This window comes from Streptomyces sp. NPDC002817, assembly GCF_053592055.1.
Window position 1 is genome coordinate 239,829 of the sequence record NZ_JBSFUY010000005.1, and the last position, 17,047, is coordinate 256,875.

The 17,047-nt window shown below is 70.1% G+C and carries 16 protein-coding genes; 10 read left to right on the forward strand and 6 right to left on the reverse strand.

The window, feature by feature from the left end:
- Positions 1-117: 117 nt before the first annotated feature.
- Together ACWD3I_RS12555 and ACWD3I_RS12560 are read right to left on the reverse strand one after the other, a co-directional pair.
- Positions 118-804: a DUF4328 domain-containing protein gene (locus ACWD3I_RS12555; RefSeq protein WP_365392261.1), complete on the reverse strand. Its 687-nt coding sequence runs from the start codon at positions 802-804 to the stop codon at positions 118-120.
- A gap of 118 nt (positions 805-922) precedes the next feature.
- A complete protein-coding gene (locus ACWD3I_RS12560; protein ID WP_365392572.1) occupies positions 923-2,545 on the reverse strand; it encodes a beta-N-acetylhexosaminidase in 1,623 nt (540 codons plus the stop codon).
- 209 nt (positions 2,546-2,754) lie between these two features.
- Between ACWD3I_RS12560 and ACWD3I_RS12565 the strand changes: the two genes are divergently transcribed.
- The 8 genes from ACWD3I_RS12565 (at position 2,755) to ACWD3I_RS12600 (ending at position 9,947) form a co-directional block, all read left to right on the forward strand.
- Positions 2,755-3,330: a 2-oxo-4-hydroxy-4-carboxy-5-ureidoimidazoline decarboxylase gene (locus tag ACWD3I_RS12565; RefSeq protein WP_365392263.1), complete on the forward strand. Its 576-nt coding sequence runs from the start codon at positions 2,755-2,757 to the stop codon at positions 3,328-3,330.
- 189 nt (positions 3,331-3,519) lie between these two features.
- Positions 3,520-3,900: a succinate dehydrogenase, cytochrome b556 subunit gene (gene sdhC / locus ACWD3I_RS12570; RefSeq protein WP_266888806.1), complete on the forward strand. Its 381-nt coding sequence runs from the start codon at positions 3,520-3,522 to the stop codon at positions 3,898-3,900.
- Between the two features lie 5 nt (positions 3,901-3,905).
- Complete coding sequence (locus ACWD3I_RS12575) at positions 3,906-4,388, forward strand: succinate dehydrogenase hydrophobic membrane anchor subunit (RefSeq protein WP_266888807.1); 483 nt, start codon at positions 3,906-3,908, stop codon at positions 4,386-4,388.
- A 22-nt stretch (positions 4,389-4,410) separates the two neighbouring features.
- Complete coding sequence (sdhA, locus tag ACWD3I_RS12580; RefSeq protein WP_365392266.1) at positions 4,411-6,165, forward strand: succinate dehydrogenase flavoprotein subunit; 1,755 nt, start codon at positions 4,411-4,413, stop codon at positions 6,163-6,165.
- The gene (locus ACWD3I_RS12585) at positions 6,165-6,944 is read left to right on the forward strand and encodes a succinate dehydrogenase iron-sulfur subunit (protein ID WP_365392268.1); all 780 of its coding nucleotides are present in this window, start codon (positions 6,165-6,167) and stop codon (positions 6,942-6,944) included. Before sdhA ends, ACWD3I_RS12585 begins: the two co-directional genes overlap by 1 nt.
- Before the next feature lie 155 nt (positions 6,945-7,099).
- Positions 7,100-7,708, forward strand: a complete 609-nt coding sequence (locus ACWD3I_RS12590; RefSeq protein ID WP_365392270.1) for a Uma2 family endonuclease — start codon at positions 7,100-7,102, stop codon at positions 7,706-7,708.
- Between the two features lie 61 nt (positions 7,709-7,769).
- On the forward strand, positions 7,770-8,543 hold the full coding sequence (locus ACWD3I_RS12595; protein ID WP_365392272.1) for a hypothetical protein: 774 nt from the start codon (positions 7,770-7,772) through the stop codon (positions 8,541-8,543).
- A 120-nt stretch (positions 8,544-8,663) separates the two neighbouring features.
- Complete coding sequence (locus ACWD3I_RS12600) at positions 8,664-9,947, forward strand: M48 family metallopeptidase (protein ID WP_365392274.1); 1,284 nt, start codon at positions 8,664-8,666, stop codon at positions 9,945-9,947.
- A gap of 9 nt (positions 9,948-9,956) precedes the next feature.
- Here the strand turns inward: ACWD3I_RS12600 and ACWD3I_RS12605 are convergent, their stop codons facing one another.
- Genes ACWD3I_RS12605 through ACWD3I_RS12615 form a run of 3 tightly spaced genes read right to left on the reverse strand, consistent with a single transcriptional unit; the run spans position 9,957 to position 13,299 of the window.
- Complete coding sequence (locus ACWD3I_RS12605; protein ID WP_365392276.1) at positions 9,957-12,434, reverse strand: DUF4132 domain-containing protein; 2,478 nt, start codon at positions 12,432-12,434, stop codon at positions 9,957-9,959.
- Positions 12,431-12,823 carry a hypothetical protein gene (locus ACWD3I_RS12610; RefSeq protein WP_365392278.1) on the reverse strand — a complete coding sequence of 131 codons (393 nt, stop codon included), beginning with the start codon at positions 12,821-12,823 and terminating at the stop codon, positions 12,431-12,433. The genes ACWD3I_RS12605 and ACWD3I_RS12610 overlap by 4 nt, the downstream gene beginning before the upstream one ends.
- A 41-nt stretch (positions 12,824-12,864) precedes the next feature.
- Positions 12,865-13,299 carry a hypothetical protein gene (locus ACWD3I_RS12615; RefSeq protein ID WP_365392280.1) on the reverse strand — a complete coding sequence of 145 codons (435 nt, stop codon included), beginning with the start codon at positions 13,297-13,299 and terminating at the stop codon, positions 12,865-12,867.
- A 131-nt stretch (positions 13,300-13,430) separates the two neighbouring features.
- On the opposite strand from ACWD3I_RS12615, the gene ACWD3I_RS12620 reads away from it, so the two are divergent.
- The gene (locus ACWD3I_RS12620) at positions 13,431-13,841 is read left to right on the forward strand and encodes a VOC family protein (RefSeq protein ID WP_365392282.1); all 411 of its coding nucleotides are present in this window, start codon (positions 13,431-13,433) and stop codon (positions 13,839-13,841) included.
- Between the two features lie 32 nt (positions 13,842-13,873).
- On the forward strand, positions 13,874-14,596 hold the full coding sequence (locus tag ACWD3I_RS12625) for a TetR/AcrR family transcriptional regulator (protein WP_365392284.1): 723 nt from the start codon (positions 13,874-13,876) through the stop codon (positions 14,594-14,596).
- A 10-nt stretch (positions 14,597-14,606) separates the two neighbouring features.
- Here ACWD3I_RS12625 and ACWD3I_RS12630 read toward each other — a convergent pair whose 3' ends face one another.
- Complete coding sequence (locus ACWD3I_RS12630) at positions 14,607-17,024, reverse strand: MMPL family transporter (RefSeq protein ID WP_365392574.1); 2,418 nt, start codon at positions 17,022-17,024, stop codon at positions 14,607-14,609.
- Positions 17,025-17,047: the final 23 nt, after the last annotated feature.

The window sequence follows — 17,047 nt, forward strand, 5'->3', positions numbered from 1 at the left end:
GGGCTACCGGCGGAGACGAGGCGAGCCCCTCGGACGGAGACGCGAACCCGCCCCGGCAGCGACGAGGGCCGGCCCCTCGGCCCGGGACAGGGGTCGGCCCCTGAAGCCGCCGGTCCCTCAGTCGAAGACGGGGGCGGGACCCTGCCGCACCTTCTCGTTCTGCATCCGCGTCAGCCGCAGCACGACGGCGATGGCGAGCGCGGCGGCCACGATGTCGACGACGTCCGCGAACAGCATCTGGCCCGCCGCGTCCTGGATCTCCTCGGCGCTGTCGGCCTTGGTGTACGCGCGGGACGCGGCCCGTCCGGAGAGCAGTGAGATGACCCAGAACGTCCACCATGTGTTGACGAGCCCGTGCGGCCGGGGCGCGCCCCAGGGGCTGCTGGCGTCCCAGATGTCCAGCGTGATCCGGCGCGGGAACCAGAGGTTGACGATCGGCACGATCCAGCCCCAGATCGCCCAGCTCCGTGTCTTGCTGTGGCCGTCCGGCCGGAACACCTCGGCGTTGACCCGCACCCGGTGGAACCAGCACACGAACAGGACGGCGGTCGTGAGCAGCGCGGCCGTCTGGACGGTGCCGGCGACGGAGTAGAGCCGGTCCGCACGGTCGGCGCGGTCGCCGACCGCCGCGCCGCTCGCCAGGTCGCCGGTCACGTCGCGCATGACGACGTCCGCCCAGACCGCGAACAGGTCGGTGGCGATCACGACACCGAGGCCCGCGACGGCGGCCCACCCGAGTCCGATCGGCGACCGCAGCCAGGCGGTCGGTACGGCGTTGAGCTGGGCCCGCGGATTTTCGATCATGGTGAGGCTGTCCCCCGAGCACTGAGAAAACGGAACGCCGCACCCAGCCCTCCCCAGAGCCTTACGCACGGCAAGCGGAAGATACGGTTCGCCAACGCCGTAAGTCCACTCGTCACCCTCAGCCCAGTCGATCTGCCAGCGCCTTGAAGTCCGTCCAGGACAGAGCCGGTTTCTCCGCGTCCCACAGCTTCTGGACCAGAGCCCTCAGCGGCAGCCGGACCCCGGCCGCGACCTGGTCCTGGGTCTGGGAGTTCGCGAGGTCGCACCAGACCGCGAAGTACCCGCCGCGGATCCGGTCGTCGTACTTCGCCGGGACCGCGAGCGTGCCGCGCACCACCCGGGGCGTCCACAGCTCGTAGATCCGCTGACCCGTCGGATAGACGAAGTTGTTGGGCTGTCCGAGGACGTAGTACAGGAACTCGTCGTTGTAGTTGATCAGCTCGCGCCCCGCGCTCAGATACTCCACGGGCTGCCGCGCCCCGATCTCCTTGCCGGTCCAGTAGGCGACCTGGATGTCGGCGTCGGGCTGCACGGACGTACCCCGGAAGAAGCCGTCGTTCCAGGCCTGCGGGGTCCTGTCGTGGGCGCGCACGGTGTCGGCGCGGTCGTTGAGCCACCCGGTGGTGAGGTCGGCGACGGTCCCGCCGGACCCGTACGCCTCCTTCGCGGCGGCGGCCAGCTGCGGGTACGACGCCTCCGGGTCGCTCACCACCAGCGCCTGGTACTCGTCGCCACCGAGGTGCCAGGGCACACCGGGGAACAGGTCGGCGTACTCGTCGAGCAGATCGTCGACGATCGCGGCGGACCCGTCCTTGGAGATGTCGATAGCGCCGCGCGTGGCGACGCCGGAGACGTTGCGCAGTTGCAGTTCGGGGTGCGCGGCGAGCACGGCACCCAGGTGTCCGGGTGAGTCGATCTCGGGTACGACGGTGATGTGCCGCTGGGCGGCGAGCGCGACGATCTTCCGGACCTCGGCCTTGGTGAGGTGCTGGGCGGACACGATCTCCGGGTGCGAGTCGGACTCGATCCGGAACCCCTGGTCGTCGGAGAAGTGCAGCTGAAGCTGGTTGAACTTCAGGTCGCCCAGCTCCCGGACCCGGTCCTCGATCCAGCCCGCGGTGAAGTGCTTGCGCGCGATGTCGAGGGAGAACCCGCGCACCGCCTTGGCCGGCGCGTCCCGCACGACGCCCTCCGGCGCCGTACCGCCGCCGTGCACTTCCTGCTTGAGGGTGCGGGTCCCGTAGAAGACCCCGGAGTCCGCGGGCCCGCTGATGCTGACCCGCCCACCGCGCACGGTCATGGTGTACGACTCCGGATCGCCCCCCGCGCCGTCGTCGAGGGCCAGCCGCAGGTCCCCGTCCCTGTCGTCGCCCTGTTCCCCCGCGTACGTCAGCCCCAGCTCACCCGCGACCAGCCGCCCCTCCCCGGCCAGTTCCGCGTCGCTCACCACGACCCGCGCCCCGCGCTGCGGCCGCCAGCCGGGGCCCCGCGCCGGGGTGTGCGCCTGGACGGCGGGAATCGTGCGCGGGGTCCGCGAGAGGGGGTAGGAGCGGGTGGGAGACGGACTCGGCGTCTCCCGGGAGGCGCCGGGCGAGGCCGCCGAGGCCCCGACGGAGGTCGTCGGCCGCGCGGATCCCGCCGGCCCGCCGTCGCCGTCGTCGCCGGAGGCCCACAACCCGAGCCCCACCCCCGCGGCGACGGTCGCGGCCACCGCCGCGGCGACGACCACCCGTGTCCTCATCTGCCGTGTCTGCCGTGCCTTCTCCGCCGACGGCCGGCGCCTGTGCTGGCTCACGACGCCAACCTAGACATGAAGGGTGGCCGGAAGTGTCCACCCGGCGTTCCGAAACTCTGCCGTTCGGGTGAAATTCGGTTGTCCGTCGGACACGTGATGCTCACTCTCGATAACGTGACGCAACACCTCACACAGCTTCCCCTGCCGAAACACACGTGACGCCCACACACCTTCCCGGCCGAGTCGCCATACCGGCCCTGCCCGAGCAGACCCGCACCCCACGGTCGCCGACTCTGCTGGACGCCTTCAACACCGCGTCCCCCGAAGAAGCCCACCACCTCCTTCTCACCTGCCTCCGCAGCCTCCGCTGGGCCCGCCGAGTGGCAGACCACCGCCCGTACCCGGACCTGGATTCCTTGCAGGCCGCGTCCGACGAGGCGGCGTACGACCTGTCGCCGGGCGACCTGTCGGAGGCCCTGGCGGGAGAGACGCTGCCGGCGCTGCCGGACGGAATGTACGAAGCCGCGCATATGGCCCTGAGCGCGGCACACGCGGCATACGAGGCGAAGTTCGGCCATTCGTTCGTCATCTGCTTGGACGGCCTGTCAAAGGGCGAAGCCCTGGACCACGTACTGGCAGGAATCCGGTCACGATTGACAAACGATCCGGAGGAGGAGCGGGTGGTGGCGGCGGATGAGCTGCGTCGCCTTGCAAAAGGGCGGCTGGTGGACGCGCTCAGGGGCGCGGGGAACTGCGCGACCAGCCACAACGAGCCCGCAGCCGGCAAATAACCGCACACACCACCCCAGAACCCGCCAACGCTCACCCAAACGCGTGCCACTTTGATCACACCGGCAGTCCCGGCTCAGGCCCAGCGCCAGCGCATCGCTACGATGCTGGGGGCCGGTGGACCGTACCCGGCCGGGCCAGACCGACAGCACAAGCCGGCGGCCCCAATCCCCGCTCCCGGAGGGACTTCCGTGCCGGCTGGAACGCTGTACCGCGGCCGGGAAGGAATGTGGTCCTGGGTGGCTCATCGAGTCACCGGCGTCCTCATCTTCTTCTTCCTGTTCGTTCACGTGCTGGACACCGCTCTCGTCCGTGTCTCCCCCGAGGACTACGACAGGGTCGTAGCCACTTACAAGACCCCGCTCGTCGCGTGTCTGGAGTACGGCCTCGTCGCCGCCATCCTCTTCCACGCACTCAACGGCCTGCGCGTCATCGCCGTCGACTTCTGGTCGAAGGGCCCCCGCTATCAGAAGCAGATGCTCTGGTCGGTCGTAGGCCTGTGGGTCGTGCTGATGATCGGGGCGATCTACCCCGTCCTCGGTCACGCCGCTCGTGAACTGTTCGGGAGCTGACGCGCATGTCCATCACCGAGAAGACCGCGTCCGGCATCGGCCCCGTCGAGGGCGAGTCCCTCTACGACGTCGACAACCCGGCCCCCCTCATCGAGGCCCCGCGCAAGCGCACCAAGAAGACCCCCAAGTCCACGCGGGGCAACTTCGAGATGGCCGCCTGGCTGTTCATGCGGCTGTCCGGCATCGTGCTGGTCGTCCTGGTCCTCGGCCACCTGCTGATCCAGCTGGTGCTCGACGGCGGCGTCTCCAAGATCGGCTTCGCCTTCGTGGCCGGCCGCTGGGCGTCCCCGTTCTGGCAGGTCTGGGACCTGCTGATGCTGTGGCTCGCGATGCTGCACGGCGCCAACGGCCTGCGCACGGTCATCAACGACTACGCGGAGCGCGCGAACACCCGGCTCTGGCTCAAGGGCCTGCTCTACACCGCCACGGTGTTCACCATCCTGCTGGGCACGCTGGTGATCTTCACCTTCGACCCGAACATCCGCTAGGCGCGGGGCTGAGGAATTCCTGATGAAGATCCACAAGTACGACACCGTCATCGTCGGCGCGGGCGGCGCCGGCATGCGCGCCGCGATCGAGTCGACGAAGCGCAGCCGTACCGCCGTGCTCACGAAGCTCTACCCCACCCGCTCCCACACGGGCGCCGCGCAGGGCGGCATGGCCGCCGCGCTGGCCAACGTGGAGGAGGACAACTGGGAGTGGCACACCTTCGACACGGTCAAGGGCGGTGACTACCTGGTCGACCAGGACGCCGCCGAGATCCTGGCGAAGGAGGCCATCGACGCCGTCCTCGACCTGGAGAAGATGGGCCTGCCGTTCAACCGGACGCCCGACGGGACGATCGACCAGCGCCGTTTCGGCGGTCACTCCCGCAACCACGGCGAGGCCCCGGTCCGCCGGTCCTGCTACGCCGCGGACCGCACCGGCCACATGATCCTCCAGACGCTGTACCAGAACTGCGTCAAGGAGGGCGTGGAGTTCTTCAACGAGTTCTACGTCCTGGACCAGCTGATCACCGAGGTCGACGGCGTCAAGCGGTCGGCGGGCGTCGTGGCCTACGAGCTCGCGACCGGTGAGATCCACGTCTTCCAGGCGAAGGCCGTGATCTACGCGTCCGGCGGCACCGGCAAGTTCTTCAAGGTGACGTCGAACGCGCACACGCTGACGGGCGACGGCCAGGCGGCGGTCTACCGCCGCGGTCTGCCGCTGGAGGACATGGAGTTCTTCCAGTTCCACCCGACCGGCATCTGGCGCATGGGCATCCTGCTGACGGAGGGCGCCCGCGGTGAGGGCGGCATCCTCCGCAACAAGGACGGCGAGCGCTTCATGGAGAAGTACGCGCCGGTCATGAAGGACCTCGCGTCCCGTGACGTCGTGTCCCGCTCCATCTACACGGAGATCCGTGAGGGCCGCGGCTGCGGTCCCGAGGGCGACCACGTCTACCTCGACCTCACGCACCTCCCGCCGGAGCAGCTGGACGCGAAGCTCCCGGACATCACGGAGTTCGCGCGCACCTACCTGGGCATCGAGCCGTACACGGACCCGATCCCGATCCAGCCCACCGCGCACTACGCCATGGGCGGCATCCCGACGAACGTCGAGGGTGAGGTCCTGTCGGACAACACCACGGTGGTCCCGGGCCTGTACGCGGCCGGCGAGGTGGCCTGTGTGTCGGTCCACGGCGCCAACCGGCTGGGCACGAACTCCCTCCTGGACATCAACGTGTTCGGCCGTCGGGCCGGTATCGCGGCGGCGGAGTACAGCCAGACGGCGGACTACGTCGAGCTGCCGGAGGACCCGGCGTCGCTCGTGGTCGGGCAGGTCGAGCGGCTGCGCGCGTCGACGGGCACCGAGCGGGTGTCCGTGCTCCGGCGTGAGCTGCAGGAGACCATGGACGCCAACGTCATGGTGTTCCGCACCGAACAGACGATCAAGACGGCGGTCGAGAAGATCGCGGAGCTGCGCGAGCGCTACCGGAACGTCTCGATCCAGGACAAGGGCAAGCGGTTCAACACGGACCTGCTGGAGGCCATCGAGCTCGGCAACCTCCTGGACCTCGCCGAGGTCATGGCGGTGTCGGCCCTGGCCCGCAAGGAGTCCCGCGGCGGTCACTACCGCGAGGACTACCCGAATCGCGACGACGTCAACTTCATGCGCCACACCATGGCGTACCGCGAGGTGGGCGACGACGGCGTCGAGTCCATCCGTCTCGACTACAAGCCGGTCGTCCAGACCCGCTACCAGCCGATGGAGCGTAAGTACTGATGGCAACCCCGACCCTGGACAAGGCGGACGCGGCCGGCGCACCCGAGCCCGGCTTCGCCGACTCTCCGTACATCACGGTCACCTTCCGCATCCGCCGCTTCAACTCCGAGGTCTCGGCGGAAGCGGTCTGGGAAGACTTCGAGCTGGAGATCGACCCGAAGGAGCGTGTCCTCGACGCCCTTCACAAGATCAAGTGGGACCAGGACGGCTCCCTGACGTTCCGCCGCTCCTGTGCCCACGGCATCTGCGGCTCGGACGCGATGCGGATCAACGGCAAGAACCGCCTTGCCTGCAAGACGCTGATCAAGGACATCAACCCCGATAAGCCGATCACGGTCGAGCCCATCAAGGGCCTCACGGTCCTGAAGGACCTCGTGGTCGACATGGAGCCGTTCTTCCAGGCGTACCGCGACGTCATGCCCTTCCTCATCACGAAGGACACGAACGAGCCGACGCGTGAGCGCCTCCAGACCGCCGAGGACCGCGAGCGCTTCGACGACACGACCAAGTGCATCCTGTGCGCGGCGTGCACGTCGTCGTGCCCGGTCTTCTGGAACGACGGCCAGTACTTCGGTCCCGCGGCCATCGTCAACGCCCACCGCTTCATCTTCGACTCGCGCGACGAGGCCGGGGAGCAGCGGCTGGAGATCCTCAACGACCGTGACGGTGTGTGGCGCTGCCGCACCACCTTCAACTGCACGGACGCCTGCCCGCGTGGCATCGAGGTCACGAAGGCGATCGCCGAGGTGAAGAAGGCGCTGATCACGCGCCGGTTCTGAGGTCGTTTTCGGTACGGCTGTGAGGGCCCCGTTTCCCTTGGAAGCGGGGCCCTCTCGCGTGCGGAACCCGTTTGGGTGAACGTGATCATGAAGGACGCGCGGGGGCTGTCCGGCCTACGATGATGCTCTCGACACCAGCCCACGGGAGGCACGCGATGTCCGCAGCATCCGTCGAGCGGCCCCATGACGACCGTCCGCTGATCTCGGCGGCCAACCGACTCATGGACCGCAATCCGGGGTACCGCGTCGAGATCATCGAAGGATTGATCGTCGTGTCGCCGCCCTCCAACGGTGCTCACGCCCGCGCTCTGTCCCGGTTGAGGCGCCCCTTTGTCGCCGCCGGCCTGGACGGCGACGAAGCCGAGGTCCTCGAAGGAGTGGGGCTCTGGCTCCCGGCCGGCGCCGAAGACTATGCGATCCCCGATCTCGTGGTCGTCGACGCAGATTTCGAGGATCACCTGGTCGAGAACAACTGCTACGACCCGATCGCTTTCCGTTTCGTCCTGGAGGTGACTTCCAGCAACTACCAGAACGATCTGCGCGCCAAGGTCACTGCCTATGCCCAGGCGAAGATCCCGGTCTACGTCATCGTCGACCGTAAACATCAGCGCCTCCACGTCCTCACCGACCCTACTGAGGACGCGTACGAGACGCACCGCGTCCACGCCCCCGGCGAGATCGTCGCCCTCCCCGACTCCATCGGCGCGAAGGTCACCCTGGACGTGGCGGAGATCCTCAAGGCAGGCCAGCCGAAGAGCGGCTGAGATCCAGCCAACTCCCCTGTGACTCCTGGGACTTGCGTGACTCCAGTTGCACACTGGCCCCATGCCCTTCCTGAAGAAAGCCGCCGCCTCCCTCTCCGCCGCGGCGGCCGTACTGCTCGCGCTCCCCGCCTCCTCCTCGGCGGCCCCCACCCCGCACGGCACCCTCGCCCGGGAGACGTTCGACCGTCTCCCCCTGGGCCCGGTGACGAAGGGCCACGGCTGGACCACCGACACCGCCGACGGCACCCTGACGGTCGCCCCCAGCAGCACGGGCCACGGCCGTGAACTCCGGATCCACACCGAGGGCAACGGCCGCGCCTTTCTCGTCTTCCCCGACCTGACCGCCCCCGGCAACAGCTACTGGGCCCGTCTGCGCATCCGGGTGGACGCCTTCCCGACCGCCCCGGACTGGGCGCACTGGACGATCGCCGAGGCGTCCGGGTCCGGCTCCCCCGCGCTCGTCCGGCCCCTGGGCGGGCAGTACGCCCCCACCGACCGGGGCAACTTCTGGGGCGTCGGCTCCGACCTCGGCCCCACCGGCGACTGGACGTCGTGGAAGACCTCCGCACCGGCGGTGGGCGGCGCGTGGCAGTGCGTCGAGTTCCATCTGGACGCGACGGACAACCGGGTCACGGTCTACTTCGACGGCGTCGAGCAGTCCGACCTGACCGTGTCCACGAAGGAACACGGCGGCACGGCCGACGACTTCCGCTTCCCGGCCTTCGACAAGCTGAAGCTCGGCTGGCAGCTGTACCAGGCCGACCCGACCCCGTCCTCGTACGACATCCGTCTCGACGACATCGCCGTGACCACGCGTCGGACGGGTGGCTGCTGAGCCTGAGGCGGCGCCTGTGCCACGCGAGTTGGCCAGGTCCGCGCGACTGTGATCCACTGCCCCTCGCCATGTACACAGCAGCCTCTGGGGAGGGGCTGCCGGGAGGGGGAGGGTGCGCCGATGCGTGCCGCCGGGGAACAGACAGTCCAGCCGTGCCCGCAGTGCGGGGTGGAGATCCGTGCCGATCGCCGGTTCACCGTGTGGTGCTCGGCCTGTGACTGGAACGTGGATCCGCAGGGGGCGGACGAGGAGAAGCCGGGCAGGTTGGAGCGGCGGCGGCGCCGGATGGCGCAGCGCCACGGTGAGCGGCTGGTCACCGATCTGAGCACCGGGGACGAGCGGCACTGGAACGGGCGTACGGCAGCGGGTGTGCTGGCCTATGTGATCGCGCTCATGGTGCACGGGGTGACCGCCGCGCTGGTCGGGGGCGGTGTCTGGTTCCTGGTCGGTGGCTGGGGCGGCATCGGCATGGTGCCCGGTCTGCTCCTGTTGGCGCTGGCCTGGACGCTCCGGCCGCGTCTGAACCGACTGCCCGGTCACGCCCGCGTCCTGTCCCGGGACGACGCGCCCGAGCTGTATGCGCTGATCGACGAGGTCGCCGCCCTGTCGGGGACCCGGAGCGTGGACATCGTCGTCGTCGACGCACAGGCCAACGCGAGCGTGACGCACCTCGGTCTCCGTCGTCGGCTGCTGACGCTGGGGCTGCCGTTGTGGGAGGTCCTGACCCCGCAGCAGCGGATCGCCCTCCTGGGCCATGAACTCGGGCACTTCACCAACGGGGACACCCGGCACGGGACCGTCGTGGGAACGGCCTACAGGTCGTTGACGACATGGCACTACTACCTGTCGCCCATCCAGGAGCCGACGTTGGTGGAGGCACTCGTCAACCTGGTGTACCTCGTGCCTCGCTCGCTGATCGGGGGCCTCGTGCTGCTCCTGGACCTGCTGACCTCCAGCTCCGCCCGCCGCAGTGAGTACCTGGCCGACGCCGCGGCCGCCCGCGCCGGATCCACCGAGGCCGCGGTCGGGCTGATGGATCGCCTCCACGTCATCGAGTCGGTGGAGACGACGCTGTACCGCGAGGCCAACGGCAGGCGTATGCGCGGGTCGGGCCGGACCACCTCGGACGACGCCGAGGGGTTGTGGGAGGCGTTGACCGATCACATGGACTCGGTCCCCGAGTCGGAAGTCGAACGCCGGCGCCGCGTGGGTGCCCGCCGCGGCCACAGCGTCGACGCGACGCACCCGCCGACCCATCTGCGGCGCGGCCTGCTGCTCGACAGACCGTCCCTGCCCGCCTCGGTGACGGCCGACGCCGAACGGGCCCGCCGCATCGCCGCCGAACTCTCGGGGCCGCGGGCGGATGTGGCGCGGGAACTCGTCAGGGACGGTATCGACGCGTGAAGGCCCCCACTACAGCTGGCTCAGGATCGTCGGGTCCGTGATCTTCGTGTCGGCCGCCAGCATCATCGCCTTGCTCAGGATGACCGCCAGCATCCGATCCCCCTCGTAGGGGAGGTATCCGGCCTGCGGGGCGGACGCGCTGGACTTCGGGACGATGCAGAGGTACTGGTCGTTGGGGGTGCGGAGGATGTTGCCCGAGCCGAGGTGGATCTTGTACGTGTGACGGTCGCCCTTCACGTGCAGGAAGCGGCCCTCCAGGGTGCAGCGGTCGGCGATGGCCAGGCGAGGTATCAGGCGGTCAAGGAGCACGCGCCGGGTCTCCGCGCTCTGGCCGAGCTCGCCGAAGCCGTACGACGTCCAGTACTCCTGGAAACGGCCGTCGGGGCCGCCGTCCTGCCAGGTGGGGTCGTTGCCGACGCTGGCCACGCCGACGAACAGGTCGACGTCGCGCAGGACTTCGGAGAGGACGAGAGGGGGGATCGAGTCCAGGGGCAGGGCCTCGACCGGGTCCTGGCCGTCGCGCAGCCACATGCGGTACTCACCGCCGCAGCAGTGCGCCGAGTTCTCCGGGGCGTCGATCGGGTAGAAGCGGACCTGGTCGGTGCGCAGGCGCAGGAAGCTGCCGGACTCGGTGATGTCCTCGTAGTGCTCGCCGCCGTCGCCCTCGATCCAGTACTCGGCGCGCAGGCCCCACTGGGGCAGCTCACGGATGGCCGGCGGCGCCTCGTCGTCCACGCTGAGGCGAAGCTTGTTGCGCCAGCCGCGGACCGCCGCCAAGGAGTGGAACTGGTGCTGGCGCAGGAAGTGCGCGGCGAAGCGGTTGGAGTAGGTGCCCGTCGCGCGTTCGGCGTCCGTCAGCAGGTACACCTCGCGGTGGGCCTGTTTGAACGGCTGGGTGATGCCGTGCCGTTCCAGCCAGTCGCGCCAGGCGACGATCTCGGCGGGTTCGTGGTCCACCGGGTGCCAGAGGGAGACCTCGGTGCCGCTGTCCACCGGGTCGTCCGTGAGCGTGCGCAGGGCGCCCTCGGCGTGGCCGACCGTCCTGCCGTCCACCTTCCACAGGAGGCGACGGGCGAGGGTGCCCACCAGCGGGTGGTCGAGGTAGCGCGCACGCCAGGCGGCGTAGGGCCAGGTGCGCCGGGCCAGGAACTGACGGTCCAGGCGCTCGCTCTGGGCCGAGAGCATCCTGTCGATGTCCTTGACGGCCGCCTTGAGGTCCTTGAGGTCGTCGGCGTGGTCCCGACGGACGGCGGCCGGCACGCTCCTGACCGCCTTGCCGGTCGCGTTGCGCCAGCTCAGCACGGCCTTGGAGCCGTGGACCTCGACCAGGCCCGTGACGTCCCCGAGCCGGTGCTCGGCCCGTCCCACCTCCGTCAACCCGTAGGCGGGGACCGCGAGTTCCTCGATCTCCTCGCGGCCGAGTCCCATCGCCTCGGCCCGCGCGTCCAGGGCCCCGTCGAGCAGCTTGAGCGTGCCCTTGAAGGTGACGCGGGTGGCGAGCCGGGCCAGTTCGGCGAGCGCGGCCTCGCTGTCGATGCGGGCGAGGGCGGTGACGCCGGCGTTGGCGACCTTGGGGTTGCGCGGGCCGAGCCCGGCGACCTTCCTGAGCGAGGTCTCGACGAGGGCGCCGAGGGCCCGGGCCGTGTCCGGGTGGGGCGGGAGCAGGGAGAGCAGCCAGGCCACGCCTCGGAGGGCGTCGGCGTTGTAGGGGTCGTAGGCGGCGTTGACGTCCGGCCCGTAGTCCCAGCCCGTCAGGGGGAAGGTGCGCGGGCGGCCGACGAGGGCGAGCCACGTCAGGGCCGCCTCGCGGACGCGGTCGGCGCCGAGGGCGTCGACGAGCGTGCGGGCCGGTGCGTCCCACTTCGCGGTGGGCTTGGCGCTGGTGGCGGTGGCGAAGTGGGCGAGCAGGGCCTGCCAGTCGGCGTCGTCCCCGGCGTCCCTCAGGGCCTGTTCGGCCCATTCCTCGCCGACGTTGAGGGCGGGCCGGGTGAGCTGCCTGACCACTCTGGTCAGGGTGGCGTCCCGGTAGGTGGTGCTGGAGGCCGTACGCCGGAAGACGGCCACCACGGCCGGTGCGAGCGGGCGGCCCGCGGCCAACTCGGCCTCGACCAGGCCCTCGTACCGTGATCCGTACCAGAAGGAGTGCTGCCGGGAGAGGTCGTCGAGCTGCTTCAGGCGCTGCGCGGTGAGCCGCTCGTCGGGCTCCAGTCCGTGGGAGACGATCCCGAGCAGCGTCAGGGCGTTGCTCCGGGCGGCCGGGCCGGCCTCCTCCGAGTGGTACTGCGTGACGAGGCCGTCGGCGACCCGTGCCCGTGTCTCGGGCGGCAGTTCGCACAGCCGGTCCAGGACCCCGCTCCACAGGCCGGTCCAGTTGCCGCTGTTGACGGCGGCGGCCTTGAGCAGGTCGTGGGCGAGCGCCTCCGGCTCCCCGTCGGCGGTGCGCTTGCCGATCAGGTCCTTGTACGTCTGGACGTTCCCCTTCATCATCCACCCACCAGCGCGACGAGCTTCAGGAACGTGACCTCCGTGCCGAGCACCAGCTCGATCTCCTCGTCGGCTTCGGTGACCTGACGGTCGCCGACGAGCACCAGGAAGCCGTTGCCCGCGAATGCCTTGAGCGCCAGCTCGGTCTGCTTCTCGGGGTCTATCCGGCGGGGCGTGCGCAGGGCGTAGCCGTTCAGCACGCGCTCCGTGTCCTCGGGCTGGACCAGGCCCTGGAAGACCTCCGGCGTACGGGCGTTGTACTCGGCGACCTCCTGGAAGACCCGGCGCCGGATCAACTCCCGCACGCTGAGCCGCTCCTCGGCGATCTCCAGCCCCCAGCCGTCGCTACGGCTCCCGCTTGTCGTCTCGTCGACGAACATCACGATTCCCATGCCGCCGACAGTACGACCCACCACTGACAACGGCCCGGGCGTCATCGCAGGGCAGGCCTGCTCCACTCCCGCGCCCCCGCGGCCCGCATCAGGGCGACGGCCGCCTCCGGTTCCCCGGAGACCAGCGGATGCACCAGCTCGACGTAACGGACCTGCCCGGCCAGCGACTTCCTCAGCTGCCGCAGACTGCGGGCGCCGAAGGAGACCCGGCTGTCGGCCACTCCCGCGGCGAGCGCCAGCCTGCCGATGCCGACCTTGCACTCGGTCAGCCCCGTCTCGCGGCAGGCGTGTGTCTCGACGTCGCCGTCCCACAGGCCGAGGACGATCCGGTACCGCACGCCGGAGCCCGTGTAGGTCGCGACGGCGAGGTGCCGGTCCCGCTCCCCCTCGCCGGGGCCGCTCAGGCCCAGTCTCTCGGCGACGTCCGTGAAGGCCACTCGCACTTCGTCGAGGAAGGCCTCTGTTCCCGGAACCATTCCCGCCCCCTCCGCCACGCGGCTCTGAAGACGGCTCAGCGTACCGACGGAAGGACCTCCGTCTCGGCTCAATGAGTGACCCCGCGGAAAGCCCGCGGGGCAACCGTCGGCCCCACACCTAATCTGATGGCATGTCAGACGAAGAGTCGTACGAGCTGCTCGGTTTCGACAACGTCCTGCTGCCGGTGGGTGACCTCGGCGAGGCCGTCGGCTTCTACGAGCGTGCCGGGTTCGCGGTGGCGGCCCGGCTCGACGAGGCCGGGATCGCGGTGCTGAAGGCCGGGGGCGAGACGCCGGGGCTCCTGCTCCGGCAGGAGGAGGGGATCGGGCACCGTCCGCCGCCGTGGCCCTCCCCGCGCGTGTGGCTGGAGGTGCCGGACGCGCGTGTGGCGGCACGGGAGCTGCGGAAGGCGGACCTCGCACTGCTCGACGGGCCCTTCTCCACGGCCACCGGCTGGACCGTCGAGATCGCCGATCCGTGGGGCAACGTCGTCGGGTTCACGGACTACACCAAGCGGCCGGAGCTGGGACGCCGCCCCTGATCGCGCCCGCGCCACTGGTTAGGCTCTTCGTCGTGCCCGCGAACAACGAAGAGGGCGGTACGCCCAGCAAGTCCGAGCAGACCCGCGCCCTGATCCTGGAGACGGCCATGCGGCTGTTCCAGCAGCACGGCTACGACAAGACGACGATGCGGGCCATCGCCAAGGAGGCCGGGGTCTCCGTCGGGAACGCCTACTACTACTTCGAGGGCAAGGAGCACCTGATCCAGGGCTTCTACGACCGGATCGCCGCCGAGCACCAGGTGGCGGTCCGGGAGGTCCTGGAGCGGGAGACCGACCTGGAGGCGCGGCTCGCCGGTGTGCTGCGGGCGTGGCTGGACATCGCCACGCCGTACCACGAGTTCGCGGTGCAGTTCTTCAAGAACGCCGCCGACCCGGACAGCCCGCTCAGCCCGTTCTCCCCCGAGTCGGAGCACGCGCGCGTGGAGGCCGTCAGCGTCCACCGCGACGTGCTGGCCGGTACGAAGACCAAGGTGCCGGAGGATCTGCGGGATGTGCTGCCCGAGTTGATGTGGCTCTCGCAGATGGGGCTCGTGCTCTATTGGATCTTCGACCGGACCGAGGGGCGCGAGCGGAGCTACCGGCTCGCCGAGCGCGGCGCCCGGCTCACCGCGCGCGGTGTCGCCCTCGCCAGGTTCCGGGTGCTGCGGCCGCTCGTGCGCGAGGTGCACGAGCTGTTCACGGACTTCCTGCCGGGGATGACGAAGATGATGCCCGACCCCGGCAGGAAGCCCTAGGAACCCCGCGTCAGTTCACCGAGTCCAGCTCCCCCTCGGCCAGCTCCACGTCGTACACCAGCGGCCCTTCGCTCACGACCACCTGACCCGCGCGCGAGCCGTACGAGGACGCCGAGGCCGACAGCAGATACGTGCCCGGGGCGGGCACCGACACGATGTACGAGCCGTCCGCCAGGGACACCACCCGGTCCAGCTGGCGGCCGCCCCTCGACAGCAGCGTCACCGCCGCCCCCGCGACCGGCTCACCGTCGGTGTCCCGGACGAAGCCGTGGACGACGGACGCCGGACCCTCGTCCTCCACGGGAGCCTCCGCGACAGCCTCTTCCCTGGGCTCCACCGCCAGATGCGGCAGCCGCCTCTCCAGCCCGTCCGGCAGCCACCAGTTGGACTTGCCGAGCAGATGCATCGCGGCCGGCACCAGCGCCGTACGCAGGATGAACGCGTCCAGGGCGACCGCGGCCGCGAGGCCGATGCCCGCCATGGCGCCCTCCATGTCGCCGCTGAGGACGAACGCGGAGAAGACGCAGATCATGATCAGGGCAGCGCAGTTGATGACCCGGCTGGTCTCCGCCAGGCCCACCCGGACCGCGCGCGCGTTGTCCTTCGTGTGCACCCACTCCTCGTGCATCCGGCTCACCAGGAACACCTGGTAGTCCATCGAGAGGCCGAAGAGCAGGGAGAGCATGATGACCGGCAGGAACGCCGTGATCGGACCCTCCTTGCCGATACCGATGAGCTCCGTCCCCCAGCCCCACTGGAAGATCGCCACCAGGACTCCGAAGGACGCGGCCGCCGCGATCAGGTTCATCAGGGCGGCGGTCAGCGGGACCACCAGCGAGCGGAACGCGACGAGCAGCAGCAGGAAGCCCAGCGAGATGATCGCCGCGACGAAGTACGGCAGCCGCTCGCCGGTCACGGCCGCGAAGTCCTTGAAGACGGCCGTGACACCGCCGACATGGGCCTCGGCGCCGGAGGCGGGGATCACGTCGTCGCGCAGCCGGTCGATGAGCTGGTCGGTCTTCTCCGACTGCGGTGAGGTCGTCGGGACGACCTGGATCAGCGTGACCCCGTTCGCGGGCGGTACGGCGGCCACCTGAGCCACGCCCTCGGTGGACTCGATACGGGAGACCAGCCCCTGTGCGTCGCCTTCGGAGACGACCACCTGGAGCGGGCCGTTGAAGCCGGGGCCGAAGCCCTCGGCGAGCAGGTCGTAGGCCTGCCGGGTCGTCGTCGACTCCTGGTGGTTGCCCTGGTCGGTGGCGCCGAGCCGGATGGAGAGCACGGGCAGCGCCAGGATCACCATGACCACGAGGGCCAGTCCGGCGACCGCGCGCGGGCGCTTCTGGACGTACGACGACCAGCGCGCCGCGAGTCCGCTCGTGAGCTCCGGCTCGGGTCCCGTCGCGGCCAGCTTGCGCCGCTGGCGGCGGCTGAGGACGCGCATGCCGAGGAGGCCGAGGAGCGCGGGCAGCAGGGTGATCGCGGCCAGCACGCTCAACACCACCGTCAGCGAGGTCGCGATGACCACGCCGTCGAGGAACCGCATGTTCATCACGAGCATGCCGGCGAGCGCGATGCACACCGTGCCGCCCGCGAACAGCACCGCGCGCCCGGAGGTGTTGAGCGCGACGACCGCCGACTCCTCGGGCTTCATGCCGCGCAGGATGCCGCGGCGGTGCCGGGTCACGATGAACAGGGCGTAGTCGATGCCGACACCGAGACCGATCAGCGAGCCGAGCAGCGGGGCGACTTCGGGCACGTCGGTGACATGGCTGAGCAGCGAGGTCGCCATCAGGCCGGTGCCGAGGGCCGCGATGGCGACCACCAGGGGCAGCAGCATCGCGAAGAGCGAGCCGAAGGCCAGGAAGAGCACGACCGCCGCGGCGACGATGCCGACCATCTCGGCGATGCCGGTCGGCGGCTCCTGGGTCCGGGTGATCGCCTGGCCGCCCAACTCGACCTGGAGTCCGCTCTGTTCGGCGGCCTGCGCGGTGTCGACGACGTCCTCGACGAGCTCCTTGGGTACGGCGTTGGCCTGCTCGACGAAGGTGACCTGGGCGTACGCGATCCGCCCGTTCTCACTGATCTGCGCCGCGCCGTCGGCCGCGTAGGGGTCGGTGACCTCGCCGACCCCCTTCAGCGCGCCGATCTCCTTCAGCGCGGGCTCGATCCGGGACCGTACGGACTCGTCCCGTACGGAGGCCCCCTCTTGGCCGTCCACCTTCCACACCACCGTGTCGGTGTCCCCCGCGCTCTGCGGGAAGGCCTTCTCCATCAGGTCGTACGCGCGCGTGGAGTCCGTGTTCGGGAGCGAGAACGTGTTCGCGTAGTCCGTGCCCGCGGCGGAACCCGCGAAGCCCACACCGAACACCGTCCCCACCCACAGCAACAGGACCACCAGCCGGTGCCGATAGCACCACCGTGCCAATGCCGCCACGATCAACGCTCCCT